At 56.2% G+C, this 12996-nt stretch carries 12 protein-coding genes; all 12 read right to left on the bottom strand.

Annotated features, from left to right (window positions below; genetic code table 11):
• Positions 1-9 precede the first annotated feature (9 nt).
• The 12 genes from spoVM to coaBC all read right to left on the bottom strand — a co-directional run bounded on the left by spoVM (position 10) and on the right by coaBC (position 12929).
• Positions 10-90: a stage V sporulation protein SpoVM gene (spoVM, locus tag L1N82_RS01330; RefSeq protein WP_111148926.1), complete on the bottom strand. Its 81-nt coding sequence runs from the start codon at positions 88-90 to the stop codon at positions 10-12.
• Positions 91-246: 156 nt separating this feature from the next.
• Positions 247-531, bottom strand: coding sequence for a hypothetical protein (locus L1N82_RS01325; RefSeq protein ID WP_235285546.1), 285 nt, complete (start codon positions 529-531; stop codon positions 247-249).
• Positions 531-1178, bottom strand: a complete 648-nt coding sequence (rpe, locus tag L1N82_RS01320) for a ribulose-phosphate 3-epimerase (RefSeq protein ID WP_235285545.1) — start codon at positions 1176-1178, stop codon at positions 531-533. The genes L1N82_RS01325 and rpe overlap by 1 nt, the downstream gene beginning before the upstream one ends.
• Before the next feature lie 3 nt (positions 1179-1181).
• Positions 1182-2126 (bottom strand): ribosome small subunit-dependent GTPase A, encoded by a 945-nt coding sequence (gene rsgA / locus L1N82_RS01315; RefSeq protein WP_235285544.1) that lies wholly within the window; start codon positions 2124-2126, stop codon positions 1182-1184.
• Positions 2107-4260: a Stk1 family PASTA domain-containing Ser/Thr kinase gene (gene pknB / locus L1N82_RS01310; RefSeq protein WP_235285543.1), complete on the bottom strand. Its 2154-nt coding sequence runs from the start codon at positions 4258-4260 to the stop codon at positions 2107-2109. Before pknB ends, rsgA begins: the two co-directional genes overlap by 20 nt.
• Positions 4261-4267: 7 nt before the next feature.
• Positions 4268-5023, bottom strand: coding sequence for a Stp1/IreP family PP2C-type Ser/Thr phosphatase (locus tag L1N82_RS01305; protein WP_235285542.1), 756 nt, complete (start codon positions 5021-5023; stop codon positions 4268-4270).
• Between the two features lie 7 nt (positions 5024-5030).
• Entirely contained in the window at positions 5031-6074 is a 1044-nt protein-coding gene (rlmN, locus tag L1N82_RS01300; protein ID WP_235286130.1) for a 23S rRNA (adenine(2503)-C(2))-methyltransferase RlmN, read from the bottom strand.
• 100 nt (positions 6075-6174) lie between these two features.
• Positions 6175-7551: a 16S rRNA (cytosine(967)-C(5))-methyltransferase RsmB gene (rsmB, locus tag L1N82_RS01295; RefSeq protein WP_235285541.1), complete on the bottom strand. Its 1377-nt coding sequence runs from the start codon at positions 7549-7551 to the stop codon at positions 6175-6177.
• Entirely contained in the window at positions 7548-8489 is a 942-nt protein-coding gene (gene fmt / locus L1N82_RS01290) for a methionyl-tRNA formyltransferase (RefSeq protein ID WP_235285540.1), read from the bottom strand. The genes rsmB and fmt overlap by 4 nt, the downstream gene beginning before the upstream one ends.
• Before the next feature lie 5 nt (positions 8490-8494).
• A complete protein-coding gene (gene def, locus L1N82_RS01285) occupies positions 8495-8980 on the bottom strand; it encodes a peptide deformylase (RefSeq protein ID WP_235285539.1) in 486 nt (161 codons plus the stop codon).
• A 65-nt stretch (positions 8981-9045) separates the two neighbouring features.
• Entirely contained in the window at positions 9046-11682 is a 2637-nt protein-coding gene (gene priA / locus L1N82_RS01280; protein ID WP_235285538.1) for a primosomal protein N', read from the bottom strand.
• Complete coding sequence (coaBC, locus tag L1N82_RS01275; protein WP_235285536.1) at positions 11679-12929, bottom strand: bifunctional phosphopantothenoylcysteine decarboxylase/phosphopantothenate--cysteine ligase CoaBC; 1251 nt, start codon at positions 12927-12929, stop codon at positions 11679-11681. The genes priA and coaBC overlap by 4 nt, the downstream gene beginning before the upstream one ends.
• Positions 12930-12996: the final 67 nt, after the last annotated feature.

The following is a 12996-nucleotide window of genomic DNA, read 5'->3' as shown; positions in this document are numbered from 1 at the left end:
CCCCTGGCGTTAGTTTTTTTGGAATGTGTTCAGAATCGCTTTTACGACACCACCCAAAAACTTCGGCAGCTTGATCGTGTAAAATTTCATGCTCCTTCCCTCCTTAGGCACGCTCATCATCGGCTTTCTGTCTATCATATACGCAATAAACAAAAATGGTCACACGAGAACTGCACTCATGTAACCATCCTATGCGCCCTAAGGAAGTCCTATTCCAAATGAACAACCAACAGCAAGCATTCGAGATTAGACTGCCGGTTGGTCCAGCATACCGTTCGCATACATAATAATAACGCCAATCATAATGAAGAGTACGATGAATACAACTGAAAGCACAATCATGCCGATCCGCAGTCCAATGCTGTCATACTTGCCAAAGAAACGGATACCCAGCAGCAGCGCGCCAAGCGAGAACACAAACCGGATAAGACCGGGAATAAAGGAGAACACGGCGAGGAGCAGTCCGATCACCGTGCTGTACCCAAGCATCCAGAATAAATTCTTCCACTTGTTGTCCTCTAAAGGCTCCATTATCCTCTCAGCTCCGCAATTGCCGCCGCGCGATCAGCACGGCTGAATATTGCGTTCCCAGCCACCAGCACATCAGCACCGGCTTCCTTTACGAGCTTTGCCGTTTCCGCATTGATACCGCCATCAACCTCAATATGTACATCCGTCCTGCCTCGTTCGTTCAGCATCTGCCGGATCTGACGAATCTTGGCCGCAGACTGCGGGATGTAGGCTTGTCCGCCAAAACCGGGGTTTACTGTCATGCAGAGCACCAAGTCCAGGTCATCCAGCAGATGCTCAATGACCTGGATGGGAGTTGAAGGATTCAAGGCAACACCTGCTGGCAGCCCGAGTTCCTTCACCATATACAATACACGGTGCAGATGAACACAAGCCTCCGCATGAACCGTTATCCGGTCGGCACCGGCCCGGGCAAAATCGGCAATATACCGTTCCGGCTGTTCAATCATCAAGTGCACGTCAAAAGGCAGCTTCGTTGCGCTGCGGACTGCATCCACAACAAGCGGCCCAAATGTAATATTGGGAACAAAGTGGCCATCCATGATGTCTACATGGATCCAGTCAGCCCCGCTCTTATCCACATCCCTGATATCATCTGCCAGCCGGGCGAAGTCGGCTGACAGAATGGACGGCGCAATAATCGTCATCGTTTAATACCTCCGCTTCTTTTCCTTCAGTTCAGCTAGAAACTGCAAGTAATTGTCATACCGGCTTGCAGCAACCCGCCCTTCCTCCAGCGCCTCTCTTACGGCACAGCCCGGCTCATGCACATGGGTACAGCCCCGGAACTTACAGTCCGGAGAGAGCTCCCGGAATTCGCGGAAGCAGGAGCTTAGCTCCTCGATCCCAAGCTCTTGGAAGTCCAGCTGGCTGAATCCCGGCGTGTCAGCTATAAACGTATCCGCTTCAATCCGGATCAGCTCCACATGACGGGTCGTATGCTTGCCCCTGCCAAGCTTAGCGGAGATAGCATTGGTCTCCAGCTCAAGGCCAGGTACGAGCGCATTGAGCAGTGATGACTTGCCAACACCGGATTGACCGCAGAATACAGCAACCCGGCCGCGCATCCGCTTGCGCAGGTCTTCGGTTCCATCCCCGCTGCGTGAGCTTGTCACCAGGATATCATAGCCAATCGGAGGGTAAATCCGCTGCACGGCCTCCATTGCTTCCAATGCTTCCTTCGCTTCCTTGGTATTCGAATCATCCGCTAAATCACGCTTGCTCAGGCACAATACAGCTTCAATACCCGAATGCTCGATATGAGCAAGAAATTTGTCCAGAAGCTGCAGATTAAGCGACGGCTCGGTAAGAGCAAACACCAGAACCGCCAGCTCTACATTAGCAACCGGAGGACGAATCAGCTCGGACTGGCGGGGCAGCAGTTCAGACACCGTGCCCTCCCCATTATCCGTCATCACATAGACAACCCTGTCTCCGACCAGCGGATTGAGGCCCTTCTTCTTGAATACGCCGCGCGCCCGGCATTGAATCATACTGTCCTTCAGGTCCCTCTGGCCGTCAGGAACCACGTAATAGTAACCGCTCAGCGCTTTGACGATCGTTCCGGTAAGGCTGCTATTCGGGCTGCTGCTCATCGCTTTCGCCACCATCCTCTTCAGACTGCGTTTCGGTTTGGGCAGGCTCATCGGCAGGCGGTTCCTCGCCAGTCTGTTCTTCGGCAGGCGGCTCGCTCGTAACAGGAGGTTCAACCTGCTGGCCAGGTACAGACTGCGGCTTGGAGTTTCCGCCGCTCTTGGCTTCATCATAGGTGACCGTAAAGGAATCTGCGAACTGTCCGTCACGGTATACCCTGGCCACCGCTTCCCCGTTAGGCTTCAGGACGACATCAACCGGGAAAGTCTGCGTATCTTCTATTGTGCGCTTAGTGGACTCTATATTTTCACCTCGTGCGTCGGAATAGACGATACGAACCTCGCTCGGCTCACCGGCAATGGCAGGCGAAATCGCAATATTGAAAGTGTACTTGACCGCGTCGCTCGGCAGACCGAAGCTGATCGTCAGCGTGACTTCACTTCCCTTGGCTACATCATCCCCCGGCTTGTACGGGAACTGATCCAGAACCTTGCCGTCCCCTTTATAGCTGCCTTCCTTCACAATACCGGAATCCGGACCCAGCTCCAGGCCATGCTTTTGGAGCTCGTTTCGGGCTTTCTGTTCATCCATCCCAATAAGATTAGGCATCTTAAACGTCTCCTGGCCTTTACTTACCGTGAAGGTTATATTGCTATCAAGCGGGTTGAACTCCTGTCCAGCCGGGATTGACTGTCCGAGTATTGTCCCCGGCTCGCTTTCATCGAACACTTCATTGGTCTTGATACGCTCGCGTGTCACACTCAAATCCATCAGAGCTTGAACGGCTTCATCCACCTTCCGGTTGGTAAAGTCCTCCATTACCTCCATATCCGGCCCGGTACTGACGAAGAGCTTAATATAAGAGCCCTGCTTCACCTTCATATTGGACTTGCTCTGATCAAAGACAGTATGAGGTTCAATGTTAGGCTCCGAATCATAGACGATGGGCTCTTCAATCTTGAGTCCGGCTTCCATTAATGTCCGTATGGCCTCGTCTTCCTTCATGCCCACTACATAAGGAACATCAACCTCGCCAGGATCCAGTATGCCGAGCACAGTACGCACTCCGAAGAACACGGCCGCCAGCACAAGGAGAGTGACCGCCACGGTTACCGTAGGTTTGACCCACTTCTTACCCTGCTTCGTATCGGGAGCTATAGCGCTGCCTGTCTTACCTTCGGGCTTTCCTTTCATAGATGAGCCGGATGCAGATCCAGCGCTGAATGACGCTGCCGGTGCGGCGCCCGCACGGATAGCCGGCATGACACGTGTTTCATCCATGTCAAAATCAAAGGTGATCTTCGGCTCATGCAGCCGTTCAGGCAGCAGACAGGTCTCCAGGTCATTCAGCATTTCACGGGCAGACGAATACCGCTCACCAGGATTCTTCCGCATGGAGCGGACCACAATATTCTCTACACTCTGCGGAATATGAGGGTTGACAGCGCGCGGCTCCTCAAAATCCTCCTGCAGATGCTTAAGCGCCACGCTGATCGGGCTCTCGCCCAGGAAAGGCAGCCGCCCAGTCAGCATCTGGTATAAGACGATACCAAGTGAATATAAGTCCGACTTTTCCCCCGTACTGACTCCCTTGGCGTGTTCCGGCGAGAAGTAATGAACCGAGCCGACAACCGAGCCTGTCTGGGTAATTGTCGAGGAGGTAACCGCTCTGGCTATTCCAAAGTCCGTTACCTTCACCCGTCCGTTCTTGCCAATCAGAATATTATGGGGTTTGATGTCCCGGTGAATAATCTGATTCTGATGCGCATGCTCAAGCGCATCACAGATTTGAAGGGCGATGCGGACCGCTTCCTCCGTCTGCAAGGGAGCGCGCTCCTGAATAACCTCATTCAGGTTGCTGCCCTCTACATACTCCATGACAATATAATGCGTTTCATCCTCTTGGCCGACATCATAGACGCTGACGACATTCGGATGCGATAAGGAAGCGGCCGATTGAGCCTCTCGCCGGAAGCGGCGGACAAATTCCTCATCATGAACGAACTGCTGCCTTAATATTTTGACGGCGACATTACGGCTTAGAAGCACATCATGCGCCTTGTATACCAGCGCCATGCCTCCGCCGCCAATTCGCTCGAGGATTTCATACCGTCCGCCCAAGTCATGTCCGATCATTGGTCCCTCACCCCTCTTGCCCCTCACCGGAATTGCTATGTACCAGCAGAACAGTTACGTTATCCTCGCCGCCGGCGCGCAGCGCCTGCTCGATCAGCCGTTCAGCCTTGCCGTCAAGGTCCAGCTCGCTTTCGATCAGCGTCATCCGCATCTCTTCGTCGCTCACCATAGAATACAGACCATCACTACAGAGAAGCAGAAGATCGTCTTCTTTCCAGGAGAAACCTTTAATATCCACTTCTACTTCCCGATCCGTGCCCAGGGCTCTCGTCAGGACGTTACGCCGCGGGTGACTGGCCGCTTCCTCGGCGCTGATCTGCCCCGATTTGGCCAGCTCGTTGACCAGCGTGTGATCCTCAGTCAGCTGCCGCAGATCCCCCTGGCGGAGCTTATAGGCACGGCTGTCACCGATATGGCCTACCACGCCGCTGTCCTGCAGCAGCAGGGCAGCCACTACCGTGGTGCCCATATTATGATAATGGTCATTCTGCGAAGCCAGCTCGTAAACAACCTCATTGGCCTGCAGGATCGCCTGCCTGAGCAGCGTCTTGGCGGCCTCAAGGGTAAGTTCACCGCTGACGCCGCTCATGGCCTCCCGAAACGTGTCAACCGCCAGTTGACTCGCTACATCACCGGCCTGGTGTCCGCCCATGCCATCAGCCACAATGGCCACTCCCACGCCGGCGGCAGTCATCTGCGCCCAGGCGCGATCTTCGTTTACAAGCCGAATCCTTCCAATATCACTGCGATTTGCGGTTTTCAATCCTTATTCACCTCGTAGACTCCATATGCTTCGCACGCAGCTGTCCGCAGGCGGCGGCAATGTCATGCCCCTGCTCCCGGCGGATCGTTGCGTTGATTTTCTTCCGTTCCAATATGCGCTGGAATTCGAAAATATCCTCCCGCGGCGTACGTACGTAGTTGCGTTCGGGCACATAGTTAACCGGGATCAGATTCACATGGCACAGCATGCCCTGCAGGACATCAGCCAGCTCTTCAGCATGCTCCGGCCGGTCATTCACGCCGCCGATCAAGGCATACTCGAATGTCACCCGGCGGCCAGTTTTCGCGATGTAGTAACGGATCGCTTCCATAACTTCCTCGAACGGAAAGCGACGGTTTACCGGCATGAGCTTTGACCGCAGCGCATCGTTAGGCGCATGAATCGAGATCGCCAGATTGATCTGCGTGTTCTCATCGGCAAACTTGTACATGCTTGGCACGATGCCGCTGGTTGACACGGTAATATGCCGCTGACCGATGTTAAGGCCCTTCTCATGGATCATGATACGCAGGAAATTCATCGTCTCATCATAGTTCTCGAACGGTTCGCCCGTGCCCATGATGACGATGCTCGAGATGCGCTCTTCCGTCTCGTCCATCATCCGCTGGGCCGTAACAACCTGGGCCACAATCTCACCGGCCGTCAGGTTGCGTTTCAGCCCGCCAAGCGTGGAAGCACAGAAGGTGCAGCCGACCCGGCAGCCCACCTGCGTCGTCACACAGATGCTGTTGCCGTAGTTGTGCCGCATGACAACTGTTTCAATTGCGTGGTCGTCGTGAAGCCCGAACAGATATTTCACCGTGCCGTCCTTGGATTCCATTCTTGTGATCTCGTTCAATGTAACGAAGCGGAAGCTGTCCTCAAGCTTCTCACGGAGCTGCTTGGGAAGATTGGACATCTCCTCGAAGGAGCGCACCCGCTTCACGTACAGCCAGTCAAACAACTGGCCTCCACGGAACGCAGGCTCCCCGTTTTCCTTCATCCAGTCCTGCAGCTGTTCCAATGTAAAATCGTATATAAACGGCTTCATTCTTTTCACCCGTTCTGTTGTGGTATTTGGTGTTGGTTCATTCGTCTTAGCCATCGTCCTATTTTACCACAATTGGGCGGGACGGACTACAAAGGGTAAATTAGCCGCGTCTTCTCATTCTGGCAATGAAAAAGCCATCACTGCCAAAATGATGGGGCAGCAGCTGGACCATACCGGCAGGCTCTCCTGCAAGCACACCAGCCGTCGTAAGTACATCAAGGATCGCCTCCGGCCAATCGCGGTCAAGCTCAAATTGCCGGTTGCGGTCCAGAAACCGTTCAATCTGCTGCTCATTCTCTTCCCGCTCTATGGTACAGGTGCTGTATACGAGCAGTCCGCCAGGACGGACAAGTACAGCAGCAGCATCCAGCAGCTTGTTTTGGACAGCGGCAATGGCAGCTACATCAGCCGGGTCTTTTGTCCACTTGATTTCGGGCTTGCGCCTGATCACCCCTAATCCGCTGCAGGGCGCATCAAGCAGGACGAGATCCATCGAGCCGGGAGCGTGCCGCTGTGGCAAATCCTCCGCGTCCATTACCGTTGTCCGTACGGCACGCAGGCCGAGACGTTCAACCTGGTCCTTGATGAGCTCTTCCTTATGAGGATGAATGTCATTAGACCAGACTGTCCCCTCGTCTTCCATTATTTCGGCCAAATGTGTCGACTTTCCGCCAGGAGCCGCACAGCAGTCCAGCACCTGCATCCCTGGCTTAGGCGCAGCTACCTCGGCCACTAGCATCGAACTCTCATCCTGGACAGTCCAATCTCCGGCGCGAAACGCCTCATGATCCGCCAGATTACCCCCGCCCTGCACGACGATGCCAGCGGGCGACAGCGGAGAGGGCATTGCCGCATAGCCCGCCTGCCTCAAGCGGTCAACAACCGCATCACGGCCGCTGCGCATCCGGTTCACCCGGATACTCGGACGCGGCGGTTCATTGCCGGCCGCACAGATTGCTTCGGCCTCCTCTACCCCGTACGCCTCCAGCCAGCGTCGCACCATCCACTCCGGGTACGAATGCTTGAGGGCAATCCGCTTGACATCATCCTTCTCCTCAGGGAGCGTCAGACGGTCCCGGCTGCGGTCGATATTGCGCAAGACGCCGTTAACCATGCCCGATATTCCCTGATGGCCGCGTTGCTTGGCGATTTGGACCGCCTCGTGCACAGCTGCATGCGCAGGGACGCGATCGAGATACACCATCTGGTACAGGCTCATCCGCAAGAGCAGCAGAACCCAGGTTTGCAGCTTTGCCGTGCCCTTGGCCACAAAACCGTCCAGCCAGTAATCCAGGGTGGCCTTCCTTTGAATTGTGCCGTAGACAAGCTCGGTCACAAGTCCGGCATCCGCCCGGTTCAAGCCGGACTCCTTAAGCGCACGATTCAGCTCAAGATTACTGTAGGCACCCTCGCATTCGATACGAATCAGCACATTTAATGCCACCTCACGTGCTGTGTTCGCTCTGCGCCCGCTCATTGATCTCCCCCGCCCAGCACGATGCCCGGTTCAAGCCGAGTGCCCTTCAGCCATTCGGATACCGGCATTGCTTTCTTGCCTGCAGGCTGAACCTGCAGGAGCTCCAGGATGCCTGCACCGGTCTGAACGAGCAGTGACGAAGCCGAGACTTCCGCCACTGTGCCGGGAGCCAGGGCGCTCTGCTTGTCCAGCGCTCGGCAGTCCCACACCTTTAAGACATCACCGTTCAAATAGGTAAAGGCTCCTGCCATCGGGACAAGTCCGCGCACCTGGTTGTATAATTCTCTGGCGCTGCGCGTCCAGTCGATCCGCTCGTCGTCACGGGTCAGGTTCGGGGCATAGGTCGCTTCCGCATCATCCTGCGGCACAGCTTTCACGGTCCCGTTAACAATGGACGGCAGTGTCTCTAGCAGAAGCTCTGCGCCGGCCTTGCTAAGCTTCTCAAACATTGTGCCGGACGTATCGTCCTCGCCGATCGGAACCTCTGCACGGCTGATCATGTCACCGGTGTCGAGGCCTTCGGCCATATACATAATTGTCACACCTGTGACAGTCTCCCCATTAATAATAGCCCGCTGGATCGGCGCACCGCCGCGGTATTGGGGCAGCAGTGACCCATGCACATTAATACAGCCGAGCCGCGGCAGCTCCAGTACAGCCTTAGGCAGAATCTGTCCGTAAGCTGCCGTCACAATCAGATCCGGCTCAAATGCAGCCAGCTCAGCTACCGCTTCAGGGCTGCGCATCCGCTGCGGCTGCAATACGGGAATGCCGCGGGACAGGGCCGCTTCCTTCACGGGTGTAGGGGTGAGCACCTTCTTGCGCCCCTTTGGGCGGTCTGGCTGTGATACAGCCGCCACCACCTCGTAGCCGTTATCCACCAAACTATGTAAAGAAGGGACGGCGAAATCCGGCGTCCCCATAAATATGATCCTCAATTGACTCACTCTCCGTCTCTTCTGGACTTCGCCGAGGTCTCGTAGAGCTCCTCCGCAAGATCCGTGAACAGTACGCCGTTCAGATGATCGATCTCATGCTGGAATGCACGCGCAAGAAAACCCTCCGCCTCCACCGTGAACGGTTCACCGTTGCGATCCTGCCCCTTGACCTTAATGCGCTGTGCCCGGCGCACGTCCCCGCTGAGACCCGGGATGCTGAGACATCCTTCAGGGCCGAGCTGCTCGCCGTCCTTCTCTACGAGCTCCGGATTCACCATCTCGATCAGACCGGGCTCTTCTCCCGTGTCCACCACGATAACACGCTTCAAAATGCCTACCTGCGGCGCCGCAAGACCAACGCCTTCCGCATCATACATGGTCTGCGCCATATCATCGAGCAGCTTATGCAGATTGCGGTTGAATTTCGTTACTTCAATAGCCCGCTCCCGCAGTACGGGATCCGGGTCCTTCACTATAAGTCGGATGGCCATTGCCTTCCCTTCCTTTATCGTAAGTTGTATGAACCGAAGCGGAGCAGCCTGCTCCAAGCCGGAACTTATAAAATAACCTGCGGATCAACATCGATACCGATCAGCACCTTCCCTGCCGCCGATCCTTCCATGTGGGGTCGGGCGGCTTGCCTTACAAGGGCTGCCGCGTCAACGGCTCCCCGATATTTTATCATACATTGGAAACGGTAGCGATCTTTGAGCCGCGGAATAGGCGAAGCAACCGGACCAAGCACCTCCATCGCATCTGCCTCGCGCGAATCCAGGGATACCAGCACCCCCGCTTCTGCCGCCAGCATCCGAAGCTCCTCCGCGAATTTCTCCGAGACTGATACCAGCTGGGGCAGCTGTTCATGTGACAAGGTAACCAGAATCAGCCTGCAATAAGGAGGATAGGACAGAATGCGCCGCTGCTTCAGCTCCTCGCGGACAAACGATTCATAATCATGCCGCTGGGAGGTAAGGATTGAATAATGTTCGGGAGTATAAGTTTGCACGATTACCTCACCCGGCAGCTCATGCCTGCCCGCGCGGCCCGCCACCTGTGTAAGCAGCTGAAAAGTTTTCTCGGCCGCCCGGAAGTCGGGCAGATGCAGCGACGTATCCGCTGCTATGACTCCCACAAGCGTTACATAGGGAAAATCAAGCCCCTTGGCCACCATCTGCGTGCCAAGCAGCACATCCGCCTGGCGCTTGCCGAAGCGGGAGAGCAGCTTCTCGTGCGAGCCCTTCTCCGTCGTTGTGTCCACATCCATCCGGATGACACGGATGCCGGGAAACAGCTTGGCGAGCTCCTCCTCTACCCGCTGGGTACCTGTACCAAAAAACCGGATATGCTCACTCCCGCAGGAAGGGCAGGTTTCCGGCGAGCGCTCGGTATGACCGCAGTAATGACAGCGCAGTGCGCGGCTCTTCTGATGGAAGGTCAGGGAAATTTCACAGTGCGGACAGCCCGCCGTGTAGCCGCAGGAGCGGCACATAACAAAGGTGCTGTAGCCCCGGCGGTTCAGCAGAAGCACAGACTGCTCGCCTCGCTCAAGGCGGCTCGCCAGTCCTTGGTGCAGCTTTCTGCTGAACATAGACCGGTTGCCTCCCTGCAGCTCTTCCCTCATATCCACAATTTCCACGCCGGGCATTGGCCTACCGCCGACCCTCTCAGGCAGCGGCAGCAGAACGGCTCGCTGCAGCATCCCCGTTTCCACAGCCTGAGAAGCATTAACCTGCCGCTGATTGCCATACGCAGCAGCCAACTCGTCAACGGATGTGTGCCCGGGAGCTTGAGCCAATACGGCCGCAGCATAGCTTTCCAGAGACGGCGTCGCCGAGCCGAGTACAACTACAGCACCATGCTGCTCGGCACGCCGGACTGCCACATCTCTAGCGTGGTATTTCGGGCTTTCCTCCTGCTTATAGGAGGTTTCATGCTCCTCATCAATAATAATAAGACCGATCCGCTCGAACGGCGCAAAGATAGCCGATCGCGCGCCGATCGCTACCTTTACGCGTTTTTCCCGGATTTTGCGCCATTCATCATAACGCTCGCCGGTTGACAGCCTGCTGTGAAGTACGGCAACCAGGTCACCGAAGCGGCCTTTGAACCGTTCTACCATCTGAGGTGTCAGGGCAATTTCGGGAACAAGCACGATAGCCTGCCTGCCCTGCCGGATGCACTGTTCGATCGCCTGGAGATACACCTCTGTCTTGCCGCTTCCCGTCACCCCCTGCAGCAGCATCGTTCCCGGCTGCTCCGACTGGACAGCCGCTGCTATCTGCTTGAAAGCAGCGGCCTGCAGCTCGGTCAGCGGAAGCGGCTCTGTCCGGACAAAAGCACGGCCTGCGTAAGGATCTCTATCCTGCTGGACTTCCTCAATTCGCAGCAGCCCCTTGTCAGCGAGCGCCCTCACACTGCTCGCCGATAAACCGGCTCCCGCAAGAAGCTGCTGAAGGGGGACAGGATTCTCCTGCTCCAGCATATAGGCAAGCGCATCACGCTGCTTGGCCGCCCTTGCGGGCATGTCCGCCACGGCCGCTCTCGCCGCCTCCCGGTCTTCCGGGGGAAACACGGTCAGCACCTTCTTGACCGATACCCGGTTGCGCACAGATACCGTCTCAGTCAGCATTCCTTCCCGAAGAGCCGACTTAAGTAGACCGCTCCATTGCGGATAGCGCTCCTGCAGCAGTGACAGCTTGACCGGCTCCTGCTGCCGGATGAACAGCTCTAGCTCCTCCGGCAGCGAAGAGGCTCCCAGGCTCAGCTGTCCCTGTCCGGACCCGCTATCATGGCCGTCCCGCTCTTCAGTCCTGCTATCATCATATTCGCTCCGGCCCTCTGTTATGTAAACATAACGTTCGGCCTTCCCTTTCAGGGCCGCCGGGATCATGGCCTGCAGAGCGGTTGTCCATGTGCAGACATAAGTAATGCTCATCCAGCGGGCCAGTTCAATAAGATCCGGCAGAAGCGGCGGCATCGGATCAAGCAGCTCGGCCACCGCCTTCAGACGGCCGGTTTCCACCTCGGCCTCTTCAGCAAATCCGACCACAAAGCCCTGAAGCGTCCGCCCGCCGAATGGAACCGCGACACGGCTACCCACCTCAATCCAGCCGGCCATGTCCCTGTCTACCCTGTAGTCGAACGGCCGGTCGGTTTGACGGCTCGGCACATCGACAATAACCCTGGCAATCATTGTTCTTCCCCCGCATCGCGCCGCTTCAGCCGTTCGGAGAGCAGAATCATCAGCCGGTCAGCCGCCTCCCGCTTAGAGAGCAGCGGCCATTCGGCCACACTGCCGCTTCGGTCGAATAGATGGAGAATATTCGTGTCCCCATTAAAGCCTGCTCCTTCTATAGACACATCATTGGCTGCAATCAGGTCACAGTTCTTCCGGCGCAGCTTGTCCATTGCGTAATGCTCCAGGTTTCCTGTCTCGGCCGCAAAGCCGACCAGCAGCTGATGCTGCTTGCGGCGCCCTGCTTCTTCCAATATGTCGGTTGTTTTCTCCAGCTCCAGCGTGAGCGTGCTGTCCTTCTTCTTCATCTTGGCGTCATGCCGGACTACAGGGCGGTAATCCGCCACCGCTGCCGCTTTAATTACAATGTCGCTATCAGCCATTTCAGTCAGAACCGCCTTAAGCATGTCCTCCGCAGATTCGACATGAATAATCCGCATGCCATCCGGCAGTGCAGCAGATACCCGGCCTGCTACAAGAGTAACCTCCGCACCAAGATTACGGGCAGCTTCAGCAATAGCGATGCCCATCTTTCCAGAAGAATCGTTCGTAATATAACGGACAGGATCTATGCGTTCTACTGTCCCGCCAGCGGTTACAAGCACTTTCCGGCCCTTGAGCGGTTGAGGCTGACCCTGCGTCTGTACGTGTGGATTAAACCATTGGTGAACGGCCTGAACAATGTCCTCAGGCTCGGCCAACCTACCTTTGCCGACATAGCCGCAGGCCAGCTGGCCCGTTCCTGGCTCGACAAAACGCACTCCCCGCTGGCTGAGCAGCGACATGTTATGCTGCACGGCCGGATGAGCATACATATGCACATTCATGGCAGGAGCAATCAGCAGCGGAGCCCTTGTCGCCAGCAGCGTTGTGCTGAGCATGTCATCCGCCATCCCCCACGCCAGCTTGGCCAGTATGTTGGCTGTCGCAGGCGCTACAACAACCAGGTCAGCCCGGTCGGCCAAATCAATATGGGAGACAACGGCAGGATCTCGCTCATCAAATGTGTCAGTATGAACCGGGTTGCGTGACAATGTCTGCAGCGTAAGCGGCGTGATAAACTTGGCTGCCGACTCGGTCATGATTACATGCACGGCTGCTCCGCTCTGCACCAGCTTGCTGCACAGCGCAGCAGCCTTATAGGCGGCAATGCCGCCCGTAATTCCAAGCAGAATTGTCTTCCCCTTTAAGCTGTCTGTTACCATCTGAATCCCCCCTCGCATCCAAGCCGCAGCGCAGCAGCCTCTTTTCCCTCAAAAAAAGAACAACCCG

The sequence above is a fragment of the Paenibacillus tarimensis genome (assembly GCF_021532315.1).
Taxonomy (GTDB): Bacteria; Bacillota; Bacilli; order Paenibacillales; family Paenibacillaceae; genus Paenibacillus_I; species Paenibacillus_I tarimensis.
The sequence above is the reverse complement of the archived record's forward strand: the minus strand, read 5'-3'. Positions and strand labels throughout refer to the sequence as shown.